Source organism: Bradyrhizobium viridifuturi, assembly GCF_001238275.1.
Taxonomy (GTDB): domain Bacteria; phylum Pseudomonadota; class Alphaproteobacteria; order Rhizobiales; family Xanthobacteraceae; genus Bradyrhizobium; species Bradyrhizobium viridifuturi.
This window is the reverse complement of record NZ_LGTB01000025.1, coordinates 66,246-83,447: the sequence shown is the minus strand read 5'-3', so window position 1 is coordinate 83,447 and position 17,202 is coordinate 66,246. Positions and strand designations below refer to the sequence as shown.

Annotated in this window: 16 protein-coding genes and 4 pseudogenes; 12 read left to right on the top strand and 8 right to left on the bottom strand. The window is 63.6% G+C overall.

What is annotated here, in order from left to right:
- Nucleotides 1-65: 65 nt before the first annotated feature.
- Nucleotides 66-599 (bottom strand): annotated as a pseudogene (locus tag ALC15_RS22750) (cytochrome b); the annotation flags it as partial.
- 182 nt (nucleotides 600-781) lie between these two features.
- Between ALC15_RS22750 and murI the strand changes: the two are divergent.
- The 8 genes and pseudogenes from murI (at nucleotide 782) to ALC15_RS22710 (ending at nucleotide 8,120) form a co-directional block, all read left to right on the top strand.
- Nucleotides 782-1,578, top strand: a pseudogene (gene murI, locus ALC15_RS22745) (glutamate racemase).
- A gap of 60 nt (nucleotides 1,579-1,638) precedes the next feature.
- Nucleotides 1,639-2,415 (top strand): HpcH/HpaI aldolase family protein, encoded by a 777-nt coding sequence (locus ALC15_RS22740; RefSeq protein ID WP_050629180.1) that lies wholly within the window; start codon nucleotides 1,639-1,641, stop codon nucleotides 2,413-2,415.
- 233 nt (nucleotides 2,416-2,648) lie between these two features.
- Nucleotides 2,649-3,059, top strand: a complete 411-nt coding sequence (locus ALC15_RS22735; RefSeq protein ID WP_050629179.1) for a cupin domain-containing protein — start codon at nucleotides 2,649-2,651, stop codon at nucleotides 3,057-3,059.
- Between the two features lie 119 nt (nucleotides 3,060-3,178).
- A pseudogene (locus tag ALC15_RS22730) lies at nucleotides 3,179-3,963 on the top strand (acyltransferase).
- 269 nt (nucleotides 3,964-4,232) lie between these two features.
- Nucleotides 4,233-4,850 carry a 30S ribosomal protein S4 gene (gene rpsD, locus ALC15_RS22725; RefSeq protein ID WP_024582597.1) on the top strand — a complete coding sequence of 206 codons (618 nt, stop codon included), beginning with the start codon at nucleotides 4,233-4,235 and terminating at the stop codon, nucleotides 4,848-4,850.
- A 266-nt stretch (nucleotides 4,851-5,116) separates the two neighbouring features.
- A complete protein-coding gene (locus ALC15_RS22720; protein WP_210168598.1) occupies nucleotides 5,117-5,863 on the top strand; it encodes a LysR family transcriptional regulator in 747 nt (248 codons plus the stop codon).
- 413 nt (nucleotides 5,864-6,276) lie between these two features.
- Nucleotides 6,277-6,807 (top strand): annotated as a pseudogene (locus ALC15_RS22715) (LabA-like NYN domain-containing protein); the annotation flags it as partial.
- Nucleotides 6,808-7,052: 245 nt separating this feature from the next.
- A complete protein-coding gene (locus tag ALC15_RS22710) occupies nucleotides 7,053-8,120 on the top strand; it encodes a threonine aldolase family protein (RefSeq protein WP_050629177.1) in 1,068 nt (355 codons plus the stop codon).
- A gap of 145 nt (nucleotides 8,121-8,265) precedes the next feature.
- Here ALC15_RS22710 and ALC15_RS22705 read toward each other — a convergent pair whose 3' ends face one another.
- Genes ALC15_RS22705 through grxD form a run of 4 tightly spaced genes read right to left on the bottom strand, consistent with a single transcriptional unit; the run spans nucleotide 8,266 to nucleotide 11,736 of the window.
- Nucleotides 8,266-9,516, bottom strand: coding sequence for a serine hydrolase domain-containing protein (locus ALC15_RS22705; protein WP_050629176.1), 1,251 nt, complete (start codon nucleotides 9,514-9,516; stop codon nucleotides 8,266-8,268).
- A gap of 1 nt (nucleotide 9,517) precedes the next feature.
- On the bottom strand, nucleotides 9,518-10,804 hold the full coding sequence (locus tag ALC15_RS22700) for a serine hydrolase domain-containing protein (protein WP_050629175.1): 1,287 nt from the start codon (nucleotides 10,802-10,804) through the stop codon (nucleotides 9,518-9,520).
- A 51-nt stretch (nucleotides 10,805-10,855) separates the two neighbouring features.
- Entirely contained in the window at nucleotides 10,856-11,407 is a 552-nt protein-coding gene (locus ALC15_RS22695) for an O-acetyl-ADP-ribose deacetylase (protein ID WP_094194029.1), read from the bottom strand.
- Nucleotides 11,404-11,736, bottom strand: coding sequence for a Grx4 family monothiol glutaredoxin (gene grxD / locus ALC15_RS22690; RefSeq protein WP_016843475.1), 333 nt, complete (start codon nucleotides 11,734-11,736; stop codon nucleotides 11,404-11,406). Before grxD ends, ALC15_RS22695 begins: the two co-directional genes overlap by 4 nt.
- A gap of 293 nt (nucleotides 11,737-12,029) precedes the next feature.
- Between grxD and egtB the strand changes: the two genes are divergently transcribed.
- From egtB to ALC15_RS22675, 3 genes are all read left to right on the top strand, one after another.
- Complete coding sequence (gene egtB / locus ALC15_RS22685) at nucleotides 12,030-13,283, top strand: ergothioneine biosynthesis protein EgtB (RefSeq protein WP_050629173.1); 1,254 nt, start codon at nucleotides 12,030-12,032, stop codon at nucleotides 13,281-13,283.
- Nucleotides 13,284-13,336: 53 nt separating this feature from the next.
- Entirely contained in the window at nucleotides 13,337-14,305 is a 969-nt protein-coding gene (gene egtD, locus ALC15_RS22680; protein ID WP_050629172.1) for an L-histidine N(alpha)-methyltransferase, read from the top strand.
- Between the two features lie 87 nt (nucleotides 14,306-14,392).
- The gene (locus ALC15_RS22675; protein ID WP_244486214.1) at nucleotides 14,393-14,791 is read left to right on the top strand and encodes a DUF4345 domain-containing protein; all 399 of its coding nucleotides are present in this window, start codon (nucleotides 14,393-14,395) and stop codon (nucleotides 14,789-14,791) included.
- A gap of 9 nt (nucleotides 14,792-14,800) precedes the next feature.
- Here the strand turns inward: ALC15_RS22675 and ALC15_RS22670 are convergent, their stop codons facing one another.
- Both ALC15_RS22670 and ALC15_RS22665 read right to left on the bottom strand, forming a co-directional pair.
- Nucleotides 14,801-15,982: a low temperature requirement protein A gene (locus tag ALC15_RS22670; RefSeq protein WP_050629171.1), complete on the bottom strand. Its 1,182-nt coding sequence runs from the start codon at nucleotides 15,980-15,982 to the stop codon at nucleotides 14,801-14,803.
- A 30-nt stretch (nucleotides 15,983-16,012) separates the two neighbouring features.
- On the bottom strand, nucleotides 16,013-16,249 hold the full coding sequence (locus ALC15_RS22665; protein WP_021077843.1) for a BolA family protein: 237 nt from the start codon (nucleotides 16,247-16,249) through the stop codon (nucleotides 16,013-16,015).
- 177 nt (nucleotides 16,250-16,426) lie between these two features.
- Here ALC15_RS22665 and ALC15_RS22660 point away from each other — a divergent pair, with 177 nt between their 5' ends.
- Nucleotides 16,427-16,786 (top strand): DUF427 domain-containing protein, encoded by a 360-nt coding sequence (locus ALC15_RS22660; protein WP_050629170.1) that lies wholly within the window; start codon nucleotides 16,427-16,429, stop codon nucleotides 16,784-16,786.
- Between the two features lie 94 nt (nucleotides 16,787-16,880).
- Here ALC15_RS22660 and ALC15_RS42060 read toward each other — a convergent pair whose 3' ends face one another.
- Nucleotides 16,881-17,054 (bottom strand): DUF1328 domain-containing protein, encoded by a 174-nt coding sequence (locus ALC15_RS42060; RefSeq protein ID WP_029083837.1) that lies wholly within the window; start codon nucleotides 17,052-17,054, stop codon nucleotides 16,881-16,883.
- Nucleotides 17,055-17,202 lie beyond the last annotated feature (148 nt).

The following is a 17,202-nucleotide window of genomic DNA, read 5'->3' as shown; positions in this document are numbered from 1 at the left end:
GCTGGGCCTGGCCGCCCAAGTCGCTCGGTGAGGCGTTTACGCGCGGGGTCGGCCTCACTCGCCCCGATCATGCGCGCCGCGACGCGGTCGCGCTTGACGAAATGATGGAAGGCGACTGCGGCGAGATGCAGCACGATCAGTGCCAGCAGCACATAGGCGAAGAAGATGTGGCGCCCCTCATAGGCATCCGCCGCCGCCTTGTCGGGCGAGGTGATCTGGGGAACGTGGAACAGGCCGAAGAAGCTCGAATAGTCCTGCGCGCGGGATCCGGAATGCGCCCAGCCCAGCATCGCGACCATGATGGTGACGGCATAGAGCGCGCCGTGGCTGACGCGGGCGGCGATCCTTTGCCAGCTGGGCATGACGGCCGGCAGCGCCGGCGTCGGGTTGACCCCGCGCCACAGCAGCCTGAGCACCGTGAGCAGCAGCACCAGGTAGCCGATATCGGCGTGGATCGACCGGTAGAAGAACTTGTCCGCCCGCGCCGGGATGTGGTTCATCCACCAGCCATAGGCCAGCATGCCGATGATGGCGATGCCGAGCACCCAGTGGAACGCTCGGGCGAGCGAGCCCCAGCTCGCGGTCGTATTGCGGATCATGGTCGAATGGTCCCCGGCGGCCCGTCTGGATTTCACACGTCACAGCAATAGTTTGCCGTGATACTTGCAGGTATCGGCCAAGGCCATATGAAATTCCCGGCTTCACCGCCTTTTGTCGGCCCCAAAGGCCGGGCAGGCAAAAACAACTGAATGGTAACCCTGCTTCGGATAGACTCTTCACCGTGTCCACTCCCCCGACCATCCTTGTGTTCGATTCCGGCCTCGGCGGCCTCACCGTGCTGCGCGAGATCGTCCGCGCCCGGCCCGGCGCACACTTTGTCTATGTCGCCGACGATGCGTTCTTCCCCTATGGCCACCACACCGAGGACGAGATCATCGCCCGCGTGGTGCCGCTGGTCGGCGAGCTGATCCGGGCTCATCGGCCCGACCTGGTCGTGATCGCCTGCAACACGGCGTCGACCCTGGTCATGTCGCATCTGCGCGACGCCTATCCTTTGCCCTTCGTCGGCACGGTGCCGGCGATCAAGCCGGCCTGCGCCTCGTCGAAGACGCAGCGCGTCTCGGTGCTCGGCACCAGGGGCACCGTGAAGCGGGAATATACCCGCAAGCTGATTTCGGATTTCGCGCAGGGCTGCGAGGTGACCCTAGTCGGCTCCGGCGAGCTCGCCTCGCTGGCGGAAGCCGCGCTCAGCGGCCAGAGCGTGCGCGATGAGGACATCGCGGCCGAGCTCGCGCCCTGCTTCGTCGGCGCCGGCCCCGACGACCCGGCCCGCACCGACACCGTCGTGCTCGCCTGCACGCATTATCCGCTGCTGCTGGAACGCCTGACCAGGCTCGCGCCCTGGCCGGTCGACTGGATCGATCCGCGCCGGCGATCGCACGCCGCGTCGCCGACCTGCTCGGCCCCGCCGGCACGGGGAGCGACGAGGCCGGCGCCGAGATGATCTTCACCTCGAAGCGCCCGCACACGCTGGCAGCGGCGCTGACGCCGTTCTTCGGCGGCCGCGTCCCCGCCTGATCCTTCCCGTCGTCACAGCGTGCTGCTAGTTTCCCCTCGCCTCACCGAGGGAGCACCGCATTGACCTCAGCACCGCTGACGCCGCTCAACCGCCTGCGCAAGCAGTGGCGCGACAAGCGCCCGACCTTCGGCGCGATCGCGACCATTCCAAGCATCCAGACCGTGCAGATCATGGCGCAGTCGCTGGACTGGATCATCGTCGATCTCGAGCACGGCCCGATCGATCTCGGCACAGCGCATGCGATGATCGTGGCGACCTCGGGGACGCCATGCGTGCCGATGGTGCGGATATCAGCCAACGAGCCGCACCTCGCCAAGGCGCCGATGGACATCGGCGCGCTCGGCATCAACTTCCCGATGATCTGCAACCGCAACGAGGCCGAGAAGGCCGCGCGCAGCGTGCGCTATCCGCCGAAAGGTGACCGGCTCTGGGGCCCGTTCCATGCGCCGTTCCGCTGGGGCGTCTCGATGAACGACTACATGGCGACCGCCGACGACGACATGATCTGCATGATCACGATCGAGCATGTCGATGCAGTGAACCGCATCGACGAGATCATGGCGACGCCCGGCATCGACCTCGCGGTGATCGGCCCCGGCGATCTCGCCACCTCGATCAACAAGCGCGGGCTGCCCGACGATCCCGAAGCGATCGCGCTGATGCAGCGCGCCGAGGAAGGCATCTTGAAGAGCGGCGTGCCGATCGGCGGCGTCGCGCGCACCGCAGAGCAGGCCAATGCGATGATCGACCGCGGCTATCTGGCGCTGGCGCTCGGCTTCGACTGGTCGCTGTTCCAGCGCGGCATCGCCGCCGCCTTCGCCGGGATCAGGCGGTAAGCAGGTTCCAATGATGTCACACAGGAACCGCAGCGCGACTGCACGCGCTGCGATCAACTGAACGCGGGCGCTGCCATGTCAGCCTTCTGTAAGCTCGACCGCGGATAATGCCAGGACGGCCGGCGCGATTGGATGAACGGACTAATCCCAATGTCGAAAGCGTACATCACACAGTGCCTGCTTTTCGCCGCGATTCCGCGCTGCTAGAGTTTCGTGGGTTGGGAGGAAATTGCATGTTCAGGAAATTGCTGCTTGGCCTCACCGTGATTGCGTTTGCCGGCGCCGGCGCTGCCTTTGTCGATATTGGCGTTGCCTTGGCGCAGCAGAGCGGTATCAAGCGAACGCCGCTGCAGAAGGTCGATTTTCCGGCGGGCTACAACACGGTCACCGCGATCGCCGAGGTTCCAGCCGGGGGTGCGTCGGGGCGTCACAGCCATCCGGGTGCGGAAACCGGCTATGTGCTCGAAGGCGAGCTGGAGCTTGTGATCGACGGCAAGCCGCCGCTGAAGCTGAAGACGGGCGATTCCTACCAGATTCCGGAAGGCGCGGTGCACGACGCCAAGACCTCCGGCGACAAGCCGCTGAAGGTGCTCGGCGTCTACGTGGTCAAGGCCGGCGAGCCCCTGGCGAAACCAGCACCGTGAACCCGAACCGATTGGCCTCCGGCCGGTTGGTTCATGTCAGCTTCAGGTGCGGCGAGCGACAATTTGAGTTCGCCGGACCTTCGATGTTTTGCCTGATTGCAGGGATTTGAACCGAACAGATGCGCGGTAAGTTTCGTCGGATTTCATTGCCGCGCCGTCTCGTCGCCGATCTGATGCACGCATCGGCAGATGTGCCGTTCGTCTCCCTGACGCGCTCGCTGAACGTTCGTGCTGTCGTCGAGGCCCGGGCACGCGCCGCGCAGGCACCGGGCTGGGCCGCCATCTTCGTCAAGGCATTCGCGCTGGTCGCCAAGACCGAGCCGACCCTGCGCACGCTGCACGTCAAATTGCCGTGGCCCTGCCTCTACGAGCTGCCGCGCAGCGTTGGCATGGTGGCCATTGCGCGCGTGAGAAAGGCGAGGACTGCGTATTGTTCGAGCGCGTCTGCGCCGCCGACGAGATGGCACTCAGCGATGTCGACGCGCTGATCCGGCGCGCCAAGACCGCGCCGCTGCACGAGATCCCGTCGTTCCGCAAAACCCTCAGCGTGACGCGCCTGCCGCTTCCGCTGCGCCGGCTGGCCTGGGCGATCGGGCTGAATTTCGGCCGGCAGCGCGCCAATTTCTGCGGCAGCTTCGGCGTCACCTCGGTTGCGGCCTATGGCCCCGGCGAGTTGCACGCGCTGAGCCCGGGGCCTTTCCTGCTGAGCTACGGCGTTATCAAGCCGGATAACACCGTCGATGTGGTGCTGCGCTGGGACCATCTGGTCTGCGACGCCGCCCTGATCGCCCAGACCCTGACCCGGCTCGAGCGGGTGCTGGCCGGCGAAATCGCCGCGGAATTGGCCGCGATCCGGCCGCATGCCGACGCCCGGCCGGTCCGGGCGGCCGGAAACCGCCTTTGAGCGACGAAATCGGCCGATTTTGACGCCGATTCGACCCAAAATGCCCCCTGTTTTGTTTGACAGGAGCGGACTTTCTCCTTAAGACCACCCTTGCTCGCGGGCCGGTTTCGGCCCGCGATGCGTTTCGCGACCCGTGGTTCTCCCCGAGCTTTCGAGGCGAACCTGTCGGTACAGGCCTTTTGGCCGGTACACAGGAGGGCGCGTCTCCTCAAACCCTAGACTGACAAAACGCCGGTCGCTTCGTGCGAAGGCTATGCAAAGAGGACGCGATGACAAAGCGCAGTGAGGCGAAGTACAAGATCGATCGCCGCATGGGCCAGAATATCTGGGGCCGCCCGAAGAGCCCCGTGAACCGCCGCGAATACGGTCCCGGCCAGCACGGCCAGCGCCGCAAGGGCAAGCTCTCCGACTTCGGCGTGCAGCTCCGCGCCAAGCAGAAGCTCAAGGGCTACTACGCCAACATTTCCGAGCGCCAGTTCCACGGCATCTATGTCGAAGCCAGCCGCCTGAAGGGCGACACCGGCGAGAACCTGATCGGCCTGCTCGAGCGCCGTCTAGACACCGTGGTGTATCGCGCCAAGTTCGTCTCCACGATGTTCGCCGCGCGCCAGTTCATCAACCACGGCCATGTCAAGGTGAACGGCCGCAAGGTCAACATCGGCAGCTACAAGCTGAAGGTCGGCGACGTCGTCGAGGTCAAGGAATCCTCCAAGCAGCTCACCCCGGTGCTGGAAGCGAGCCAGCTCCCCGAGCGCGACGTGCCCGACTTCATCGAAGTCGATCACTCCAAGATGACGGCGAAGTACGCGCGCACCCCCGGCCTCTCGGACGTGCCGTTCCCGGTGCAGATGGAGCCGCATCTGATCGTCGAATTCTATTCGCGCTGATCGGTTCACCGTTGCGAGATTCGAAAGGCCCCGGTTTTGCCGGGGCCTTTTTGTTTGGCCTGCGGACTATTGCAGTGCGTCGACCAGCACACGGTCAGCTGTGTGACCATAATCGGCAGCTGCTCGCGAGCAACGTCCCCTGCGACCAATTTTCGCAGATCACGTCCGGATTGAGCTAGATCAAATTCAAGGCAGATCGGCTCGTACAATGTCGCATTCGATAGGGATGTTGGATGCTGCGACGGGCGACAAATATTCCGACGGAGATGTTCCGGACGGTCATTGCCATTGCCGAGGCCGGCTCCATGTCGAAGGCGGCCGACGTGCTGAACCTCAGCCAGCCCGCGATCAGCGCGCAAGTAAAGCGCCTTCAGCGATACATCGGCGGCGAGTTGTTCATCCGTACCGCAAGCGGCACAAATCCCACCGAGCTGGGCAAGCTGGTGCTTCAGCAGGCACGCCGGATCATCGACGCCAACGATCAGGTTCTCAGACTCGGCGGATCAGAGCGGCCCTCCGTGTGCAGGCTGGGAGTGAGCCAATTCTTTGCCGAGCCTCTGTTTGACATGATCGGCAAGGCTGGCCTTTCCGACATCTTCGTGATTGGCGAGCACTCGAGCGAAATTCGGCGAGGTCTCGTTGAGCGATTCATCGACGTCGCTTGTTTGTTCATGCATGAAGCCGACGGGCACGAAATCGAGGACCTGATCGTCGACGAATTCAAATTCGAAACCAGCTGGGTCAAGGCCCGGGATTTTGTCACGCGACCCGGCGCTCCGATTCCGATCATCACGCTTCCCGAAGACAATTGGATCATCGAGCCGCTGGAGCGAATGAAGGTTGCTTACCAGGTCGTGCTTCGAAGCTCTGACTCGGCAGTACGCGCCAGCGCTCTCAGAGCGGGGCTCGGCGTGACGGCCATGCCATCAGTATTCGTGCCGCCAGCTCGTCATCTCCAGGGACTCCTATTTGCCAGTGCTGGCGGCTCGCCGAGCTGTCGTCTGCATCCGTGAGGGCTGGACCGCAACCAATGTGCAGCATTTGGCAGGTCAGCTTTCCGAGTTGCTGGAGGACCTTGGCACCGTGATCTCTGAATCAGAGAGCCTGACCGACAATCGGTGACCCGACTGGCGCAATCAGAGCTCCGACGTGCGACTTCTCGTCACGCCACCAAAGTTTGAAATTTTAGTCATTCGACATAGATTTCCGCTCAACCTGAAGACCCGCCGCATTGGAAGCAACTTGGTGCGGGTCAATCTCGCAAGCGGAACGACACCTTGGCGTGTTGCTGTTGCTTGTGGTGGCGAACCGCGTCGTCAACTCATGAAACGCGCGGGATGGTGCCGTACTTCGATAAGGCCCGATCGAGGCTTCCCCTTGCAACATCCCGAATGTGAGTCGAATCGGCTCGCGATTGAGTTTGCCTATGTCATCGTCCAGCACGAGCAGGATCGCATTATTCATAGACGGCGCTAGTCTGCACGCGACGGCGAAGGCGCTCGGCTTCGATATCGACTACAAGCGTCTCCTGAGCGAATTTCAAAGCCGCGGGAGACTCCTGCGCGCGTACTACTACACCCCCCTAGAGGACCAAGGATCCTCCTCGATGCGGCCCTTGATCAATTGGCTGAGCTATAATGGATACACCGTAGTCACCAAGACGACCAAAGCATACGTCGACGGAAACGGCCGCCGTAGAGTCACACGCAATGCGAACATCGAGCTTGCTGTCAACGCCATGGAGCTCGCCGATCGCATCGATCAGCTGGTGCTGGTCTCCGGCGATGGAGATTTCCGGCGGCTCGTAGAAGCAGTGCAGCGACGCGGCGTGCAAGTGACGGTGGTTTCGAGCGCGGCCCGTCAGTCGCCGTTGATCGAAGACGAACTGCGTCGGCAGGCTGATATTTTTACCGACATTGCCGAATTGATGCCCAGGATCAGTCGCGATCTCTCCGAATGAAATTGCCGCGGTAGGGGCCATCAACCACTGAGCCGCGGATGGCCGACATCTCGTCTGGTCGGAAGAAAAATCCATCTCCGCGGGGAACACCAGAATTCGATCCCAGCGGATCGGCGGCACGACCGCATGGATTGTCGCGTGACGCCGGCCGGGATTATCGTTATGTGGTTTCGCCATGCGGTCCGATCACCCCAAAACTGACCGGTGAATCCGCGCCCCGGCGCGGACCGATGAGGTAAGCCATGCACTACACCCCTGCCCGCCCCGATCCGAAGGCGCCCGCCGTCCGCATCAACCTGCTGTCGGACACCCAGACCAAGCCGACGCCGGCGATGCGCGAGGCGATGGCCAGGGCGGAGGTCGGTGACGAGCAGGTCGGCGACGACCCGACCACCAACGAGCTCTGCGCCCGCGTTGCCGATCTGCTCGGCAAGGAGGCCGCCGTATTCATGCCGTCGGGCACGATGTGCAACGTCGCGGCGACGCTGGCCTACTGCCGGCCGGGCGACGAGATCCTGGCACATGCCACCGCGCATATCATCGCGCGCGAGGGCGGCGCGCATGCCGCGCTCGGCGGCTTCCAGATCACCCAGCTGCCGGGCGACGATGGCCAATTCACGCCGGAGACGTTCCGCGCCGCGCTGCATCCGCGCACCCGCTACCAGCCACCGCAGGTGCTGGTCAGCGTCGAGCAGACCGCCAATATCGGCGGCGGCACGATCTGGAAGAAGGCCGCGCTGGATGAGGTCGTGCGCATCGCCAAAGCCCACGGGCTCGTGACCCACATGGACGGCGCGCGGTTGCTGAACGCGACCGTCGCCTCCGGTATCTCGCCGCGCGACATGACGGCGGGCTGGGATTCGGCCTGGATCGATTTCTCCAAGGGCCTCGGCGCGCCGATCGGCGGCGTCATCGCCGGCACCAGAGCGTTCATCGACGACGTCTGGCGCTGGAAGCAGCGGCTGGGCGGCTCGATGCGGCAGTCCGGCGTCTGTGCCGCCGCCTGCATCCACGCGCTCGATCATCATGTCGACCGCCTCGCCGACGACCACGCCAATGCGCGGGCGCTGGCGCGCGGACTGTCGCAGATCAACGGCATCGCAGTGCAGACGCCCGAGACCAACCTGGTCTTCTTCAAGCCCGACGGCGCCGGCGTATCAGGTGACAAGATGGTCGCCGAGCTGCGCAAACGCGGCGTGATGCTGGCGATGATGGACGGCCGGATCAGGGCCTGCACGCATCTCGACGTCTCGGCCGCAATGATCGAGGAAGCCGTCGGCCACGTCAGGGACCTCGTCCGCGCGGCGTAGTATCCGCTCGTCATTGCGAGCGAAGCGAAGCAACCCATCTGTCCGTGTGCGCGGGGCGATGGATTGCTTCGTCGCTTCAGCGCAAAATTGCTTTGCAATTTTGTCGCGAGCTCCTCGCAATGACGAGAGGAAGGTCTTACCCGAACTACCGCCCCATCGCCTGATAGATCAGCGTCTTCAGCTCCTGCTGGATCCGGCCGCGCTGTGACGGCGTCTGCACCATGAAGATGCCGAACAGATCGTCGGCGGGATCGATGAAGAAGAACGTGCCCCCGACGCCGTCCCAGCGATACTCGCCCAATGGCCAATTCGTGTTCTCCGGCGCCGAGGTGCGCACGGCAAAGCCGAGGCCGAAGCCGGAGTTCGGACCGGGATAATAGTTCTTGTCGCGCACGACCCCGGTCTCGGGACCGATATGGTCCTTCGCCATCAGCGCGATGGTTTCCGGCTTCAGGTAGCGCTTTCCCTCATAGAGGCCGCCGTTCAGCAGCATCTGCGAGAAGCGCGCATAGTCGCCGATGGTGCCGACCATGCCGCCGCCGCCGGATTCCCATCGCAGCAGCTTGCGCGGATCGCGGATGTCGGCGACCGGACTGATGGTGCGATCCTTCGGCATCGGCTCGGCGATCAGCGGCCATTTCGCAGGGTCGGTGACGTAGAACGCCGTCTCGTTCATTCCGAGCGGGCCGAGCAGCCGCTCCTTCTCGACCTGAAACAGGGATTTCCCCGAGATCACCTCGATGATGCGGCCGAGCACATCGGTGGAATGGCCGTAATCCCATTGCCTGCCGGGTTGTTCGGCGAGCGGCAGCGCCGTCAGCCGCGCCACGAATTCGGCATTGTCGGGATCGTTGTTGAACAGGCCGGCATCGGCGTAGTCCTTGTTCACGATCCCGCCGCCGTAATAGCCGTAAGGCAGACCTGCGGTATGGCGCATCAGATCTTCGATGGTGACGGGGCGCTTGAGCGGCTCCAGCGTCATCGTCGTCTTGCCCTCGTCGCCGCGCTTCTCCACGCCGACCTTCATGCCGGCAAAGGCCGGGATGTATTTCGACACGGGGTCGCTGAGCGCGAGCTTGCCTTCCTCCACCAGCATCATGGCGACGACCGTGGTGATCGGCTTCGACATCGAATAGAGGCGGAAGATGGTATCCGGGCTCATCGACAATTCGGTGGCGACGTCGCGAACCCCGAAATTCTGGAAGTAAACCGGCTTGCCGTGCTGCTGCAGCAGCAGGATCGCGCCGGGAATCTTGCCGGTCGCGATCTCGTTCCTGATGTAATCGGAGACCTTGACGAGCCCCTCCGGCGAGAAACGCGCGACGGAGCTCGCCCTCGCCTCGACCGCACCGAGCAGGAGCATGAGCGCCGCGATCAGAGCGCGGCGCACGCGCATCTCAATTCTCCAGCGCTTCATAGATCAACTGCTTCAGCTTCACCTGGATGGGCTGGCGCTGGCTCGGTGATTGCTCGAGCAGGATGAAGAACATGTCCTGCTTGCGGTCGATCACGTAATAGCAGCCGCTTGCGCCGTCCCACTTCAGTTCACCCAGGTCGCCGGGCGGCGGCGGCTTCGCATTGCCGGGATCGGTGCGGACCGCGATGCCGAGCCCGAAACCGAAGCCGTCGCCGGGGAAATAGAATGCGTCGCGCGCGACGCCGGAGCCCGGGCCGACCTGGTCTGTCGTCAATTCCTTGAACGTTTCGGGCTTCAGAATGGTCTTCCCGTCGAAAGTGCCGCCATTGAGCAGCATCTGAGCGAAGCGCGAATAATCAGCCATGGTCGAGACCATGCCGCCGCTGGCGGATTCCCACTTCTTGACCTTGGTCGGATCATTGACCCGGCCGACCCGGAAGTCGCTGTCGTTCGGCATCGGTTCGGCCATCAGCTTCTGCTTCTCGGGATCAGTGACGAAGAAGCCGGTGTCCGTCATGCCGAGCGGGTCGAGCAGCCTTTCGCGCTCGATCGTCGAGAACTTCTCGCCAGTGGCCACCTCCATCACACGCGCCAGAATGTCGGTGGAATGGCCGTACTGCCAGAGCGCGCCGGGCTGGTTGTGCAGCGGCAACTTGGCGATCCGCTCGGCGAACTCGGCGAGGTCGAAATCGCCTCCATAAATGTTGGCTTCCTTGTAGGCCTTGCGGACCAGGCTGTCGCCATAGAAGCCGTAGGTGACGCCCGACGTATGCGTCATCAAATCGTGGATCGTGACCGCCCGGTTCGGCGGCACCAATTCGAGTGTCTTGGTGCCGTCCTCGGCCTTCTTCTCGACGCCTACCTTTACATCGGCAAATGACGGAATGTACTTCGAGACGGGATCGTCGAGCTTGTACTTGCCCTCTTGCAGCAGTTGCATCGACACCACGGCGGAGATCGACTTCGACATCGAGGCCAGGCGGAAGATGGTCTTGTCGGTGATCGGCGCCTTGCTCACCACGTCCTGGACGCCGAAGGATTCGTGGTAGACCGGCTTGCCGTGCTGCTGGATTAGGACGATCGCGCCGGGGATCTTGCCAGTCGCCACCTGTTCCCTAAAGAATTCCGAGATTTTGGCGAGCTTCTCCGGATTGAAATGCGCGCCAGCCGGAATCTCGTAAGTGCCCTCGGTGTGCGTGTACGCGGGCGAAGCCGCCAGCAGCACTGCGGCGGCCGCAGCCGTGCGCCAAAATCCGAATGAAATCATTTGATCTATCCCTCTCCCCGCATATCACGGGGAAGTGTAGCGGCGGTATCATCAGGCACAAGGGCTCCCAAAGGCGTCCAGGACCGCCTGATGCAGCTCGCCGCTTGGGGCCGAGAAGCAGCAAAAGATCACCTGTGTGACACCGGGGGCGGATAGCAGGGCATCGACGACGGTTTCGACCGCAATCTGGGCGGCGCGATCTGCGGGGAAACGATAGATGCCGGTCGAGATTGCAGGGAAAGCGACCGACGCAAGCCCATGCTTTTCGCAGAGCTCGATCGAGCGCTGATAGCAGGATGCCAGCAGCCTGTCCTCATCGAGCTTGCCGCCATTCCACACCGGGCCGACCGTATGGATGACGTGCCTGGCGGGAAGCCTATAGCCTCTGGTGATCTTGGCCTGGCCAGTCTCGCAGCCGTGAAGCATACGGCATTCGGCGACCAGATCGGGTCCAGCGGCACGATGGATCGCGCCGTCGACACCGCCGCCACCGAGCAGCGATGAGTTGGCCGCGTTGACTATGGCGTCAACGCGCAGGGTCGTGATGTCGGTGACGATGACGTCGAGCCGCGCCTTGCCGATCTGGCGCGCGGTCAAGGTCAGGCAGCTACGTCGACCGGGATGCCCTTGTCGGCAAACAGCTGCTGCAATTCACCGGCCTGGAACATCTCGCGGATGATGTCGCAACCGCCGACGAACTCGCCCTTCACATAGAGCTGCGGAATCGTCGGCCAATTCGAATAGACCTTGATGCCGTTGCGCAGCTCGGCCGATTCGAGAACGTTGAGGCCTTTGTAGCCGACACCGATGTGGTCGAGGATCTGAACGACCTGACCGGAAAACCCACACTGCGGGAATTGCGGCGTGCCCTTCATGAACAGCACGACGTCGTTCGACTTCACTTCGTTGTCGATGAATTGCTCGATGCTCATTTTCGCTTCCTTCGGGGGCGGCGCTCTCAGGCCTTGACGGGCCGGCCCACCCTTCTAACCCGTGACTGGCTATATATGTAGCTCAAACCATTGTGCATCCAAAGTAAAATGGCGGAAATCTGGCATGCGGCGGGGGCCGGACGGCACCCCCAAAAGCGCCGGGATTATCTGACGGGCCCAATATCATCATGGGGGAGGCTTTTTTCCCGTAACGGAGCCCCTATCTAGGACGAACTGTCCGTCAGGAACCAGATTGCCGAAGCAACGTTCTCCCCCTGGAATCGGAGACCCATGTGACGAAACCAGCCTCTGCCGCGGCCACCAATTCCGCCGCCACCCCGTCACTTTCCTCCGAATCCGCCCCGCTCGCACAGCGGCTGGCGGACGCCTATCGCGCGGTCCGCGACGAGACCGAGCGCCGGGCCGCCCCGCTGTCGGCGGAAGACCAGCTGATCCAATCGATGCCGGATGCGAGTCCTGCCAAGTGGCACCGCGCCCATACCACCTGGTTCTTCGAGCAATTTCTGCTCGGCGAGCACGTCAAGGGCTACACGCCGTTCCATCCGGACTACGCCTATCTGTTCAATTCCTATTACATCAGCGCCGGCCCGCGGCACGCCCGCCACCAGCGCGGCCATCTGACCCGCCCGACCGCCGACGAAGTCACCGCCTATCGTCGCCATGTCGACGCCGAGGTGGTGAAATTCTTCCGGACCGCGACGCAGGACACGCTCGAGGCCCTGGTGCCGCTCGTCGAGGTCGGCCTCAATCATGAGCAGCAGCATCAGGAGCTGATGTACACCGACATCCTGCATGCCTTCGCGCAGAACCCGATCCCGCCGGCCTACGATCCGGCGTGGCGCTTCCCGGCATCGCAGCACGGGCCGCAGGAATGGGTCACGCTCAACGAAGGCATCCACACCGTCGGCCACGGCGACGACAGCTTCCATTTCGACAATGAGAAGCCCGCGCATCGCGCCTTGGTCGGCCCGGTGAAGCTCGCCAAGAACCTCGTCAGCAACGCCGACTGGCTCGCCTTCATCAAGGACGGCGGCTATTCCACCGCGACGCTGTGGCTGATGGACGGCTTCGGCACCGTCAGCAACGAGGGCTGGCAGGCGCCGGGTCACTGGCGCGAGATCGACGGCGAATGGAAGATCATGACGTTGGGCGGCCTGCAGGCCATCGATCCGCAGGCGCCGGTCTGCCATGTCAGCTACTACGAAGCCGACGCCTTCGCCCGCTGGGCCGGCAAGCATCTGCCGACCGAGATGGAATGGGAGGTCGCGGCACGTGCCGGCCTGCTGAACGACGCCTATGGCATCGTCTGGCAATGGACCCGCAGCGCCTACTCACCCTATCCGGGCTACCGTGCGATCGAGGGCGCGCTCGGTGAGTACAACGGCAAGTTCATGGTCAACCAGCTGGTGCTGCGCGGCTCGTCGCTGGCGACCCCACGCGGTCACAGCCGTGTCACCTATCGCAACTTCTTCTATCCCCACCATCGCTGGCAATTCACGGGGTTACGCCTCGCCGACTACGCCTGATTGATTCCAGTTGACATCAAGTGCGCGCCGGTAAGCGCGTTCAGGAGAGTATCATGAATGTGCATGCCGCCGCTTTGGCCAAAGCGTATCCATTCGACGAAGCGACCTCGGCGTTTGCCGGCGACGTGATCGGCGATCTCGCCCGTCACCCGAAACGGCTGTCGCCGAAATATTTCTACGACGCCACCGGCTCGGAGCTGTTCGAGCAGATCACGGTGCTGCCGGAATACTATCCGACGCGCACTGAACTTGGCATCCTGCGCGACCGCGGCGACGAGATATCGGCGATCATCCCCGACGGCGCGGCGCTGGTCGAGTTCGGCGCCGGCGCGACCACCAAGGTGCGCCTGCTACTCGAGCATTGCGAGTTCGCAGCCTATGTCCCGGTCGATATATCAGGCGATTTCCTGAAAGCGCAGGCCGACGGCCTGCGGAAGGATTTCCCGGGTCTCGGCATCTATCCGGTGGCGGCCGATTTCACCACGCCGTTCGCGCTGCCCGAGGCGGTCGCCGCGATGCCGAAGGTCGGCTTCTTCCCCGGCTCGACGCTCGGCAATTTCGAGCCGAGCGAGGCCTTGGCCTTCCTGCGCAGCGCGCGCAAGATCCTAGGTCATGGCGCGCAGATGATCATCGGCGTCGACCTCGAGAAGGACGAGCGCGTGCTGTACGACGCCTATAACGACGCGGCCGGCGTCACCGCGCGCTTCAACCTCAATGTGCTGGTGCGGATCAACCGCGAGCTCGGCGGCAATTTCGACCTGTCGGGCTTCACCCACCGCTCGATCTACAACCGCGACCGCCATCGCATCGAGATGCACCTGATCAGCCGCAAGGCGCAGACCGTGCGCATCCTCGGCAACACCTTCGCGTTCCGCCCCGGCGAGAGCATTCACACCGAGAACAGCTACAAATACTCGCTCGAGCGTTTCACCGCGCTCGCCCGCAGCGCGGGGTGGACGGTGCGCAACAGTTGGACCGACGCCAACACGATGTTCTCGGTGCACGCTCTCGTGGCGGACTAGCGACATTATTAGATTGACGCGTTTTCTTCACGCGAACCGGTACCCACTTCGCTCGAAAACGCTATGAACGCGAGGGACGGGGGCACGATGATGGGCCGGCGCGCGCTGCAGGTCGCCACAGTGGTGCTCGCCCTTGTCCCGATCCTGACCGGCATCATCACCATGCTCGGCGTGAGCGACCCGCTCTATGCCGCGTCGGGCGTGCCGGCGCTGCCGGTGCTCGACAGCAATCTGCGCTTCTTCGGCGGGGTCTGGCTCGGTCTCGGCCTTGCGCTGCTCTGGCTGGTGCCGCGCATCGAAAGCGAGAGCGTTCTGTTCCGCGTGGTCTGGGGCGGCATCTTCCTCGGCGGGATCGGCAGGCTGCTGTCGATCGTGATGGTCGGCGCACCGCCGCTGCCCTTCGTGGGCTTCACCCTGCTCGAAGCGATCGGCGCGCCCCTGTTCGTCTATTGGCAGCATCGCGTGGCGACTGCCCGTCGCACGTAACGACCTTCCCTATTCTTCCTCTCCCGTCGACCTTAGCGAGATCGACTCCCACGCCGCCACCACGATCATGATCGCGGTGGTGACGATCGAAAGCATCAGCGGGGACATCCCGCCGGCGAAATACGCCGCGACCGCCAGCGCGATGATGCCGACGCCATGCGAGAGCTGCAGGAAGCCGCGGATCACGTATTTGAACAGGATTGTTCCGACCAGGAACAGCGCGGGACCGCCGACCGAGCTGACGATCGTCTTCAGGTCGGAATGGCCGGCGGGATGCTTCAGCACCAGTTCGTCGGCGACCGCGGTGAGGATGATGCCGCCGACGATCGGCATGTGCAGGTAGGTGTAGGCGATCCGTGCCACGCGGCCGGATTCCTCGGATTTCGAGATCATGTCCGAGCCGGCCTCGGCGCCCTTGTGGAAATAGATCCACCACATCGCGATGCTGCCGACCAGCGCCGAGATGAAGGCTGTGACATTCTCCGGAGTCCAGGTCAGCTCGGCAAAGGTCGCGCCGTCGACCACGATGGCCTCGCCGAGTGCGATGATGATGAAGCCGGCGCAGCGCTCCGCCATGTGGCCGCCCTCGACCGACCAGGCCTCCATCGAGGAGAAGCCGAGCCCGGGGGTCCAGAACCGCAGGGCCGGCGCGACATATTCGATCGCGAGCGCCGCGATCCAGAGCCACATCCGCGTCTCGTGCTCGGCGAAGCCGCCGAGGATCCACAGCACCGCCGAGCAGCTGAGCCAGGTCAGGATCCGGATCGCATTGTGGCGCACCGCGGTGCGGCGCCGCGGCGTCGCCAGCAGCCAGAACGCCGTGCGGCCGACCTGCATCGCCGCATAGGTCCCGGCAAACCACAGCCCGCGGCCCTCGAAGGCGGTCGGGATCGAGGTCGACAGCAACAGCCCGCCTAGCATCAGGACGAACAGCAGCAGGCGGACCGGCGTCAGATCGGGATTGAGCCAGTTGGTGACCCAGGTGGTGTAGACCCACACCCACCACACCGCGAGGAACAGCAGCGTGACCTGCACCGCGCCCAGCGGGGTGAAGTGGTGCAGCAGCGTATGCGACAGCTGCGTGACGGCGAAAACGAAGACCAGGTCGAAGAACAGCTCGGCATTGGTGACGCGGCTGTGCTGGTTCGGCACGATGACGCGAAACATCGCGCCACGCGGATTGTCTGCCATCGCTCGAGGCCCCCGCCCGCTGGCCGGGGCCTAGCCTTCCGGCACCCCGGTCTGCAGGGCGAGCGCATGCAGCACGCCACCCATCTGGCCTTTCAGCGACTGGTAGACGATCTGGTGCTGCTGGACGCGGGACTTGCCGCGGAATGACTCGGAAACGACAGTGGCCGCGTAGTGGTCGCCGTCGCCTGCCAAGTCGCGGATCGTCACCTCGGCGTCCGGGATAGCTGCCTTGATCATCGATTCGATATCACGGGCGTCCATCGGCATCCCAGTCCACCTCCGTCAAGTCGTTCGAATCAGGGCCGATTCGGCCCGGATAAAACCTAGTTCTTGAGGTCTTCTAGGTCATCCTGCCGCACACTATATTCCCATTCCCAGCGAATTAAACCTGCATCAATCGGTCACAAGCCATCACGCCGAAATGACCAGAAGAGGCGCAGAATCATGAAGCTCCCCGGCCCCGACCATCCGATCACGATCACACCCAATGCCAAGCGCGTCCGCGTCACAGCCGACGGCGTCGTCATCGCCGAGACGACCCATGCGCTGACGCTGAAGGAAGCGAGCTATCCGGCGGTGCAATACGTGCCCCGACAGGACGCCAACATGACGCTGCTGACCCGCACCGAGCGGACCACGCATTGCCCCTACAAGGGGGATGCGAGCTATTTCAGCATTAAGGCCAACGGCAAGACGCTGGACAATGCGATCTGGACCTATGAGGAGCCCTTCCCGGCCATGACCGAGATCGCCGGCCACCTCGCGTTCTATCCGGACAAGGTGAAGATCGAGGAAGTCGCCTAGGCCGCCTCGCCTGCCGCAACACCGAGCCACCGAGAGCCAAAATGCCCGGGCCGGACCCGGGCATGATGACGGAAGGTGTGCGGCCGGATCGCCGCTAGGCCCTGAATATCGTGAGCCCGAGGATCAGCAGCACCAGGAAGATCACGACGAACACGTAGAACAGGAAGCGTGCGATATCGGCGGAAGCCGCTGAAATGCCGGTGAAGCCGAGCAAGCCCGCGATGATCGAGACAACAAGGAAGATCAACGCCCATTTCAGCAAAGTCATTGCGTGCTCCTCAGAGCCGCGAGCGCCCGCTGCGCCCGCCAGCCTTACCGACAACGCCCGCTAAATATTCCAGTTCCAAAACGAAACAGACGCGCTGAGATGGCCGACCTCGACACCACCGAATCGGGACAATTCGCTCTTGCTGAAT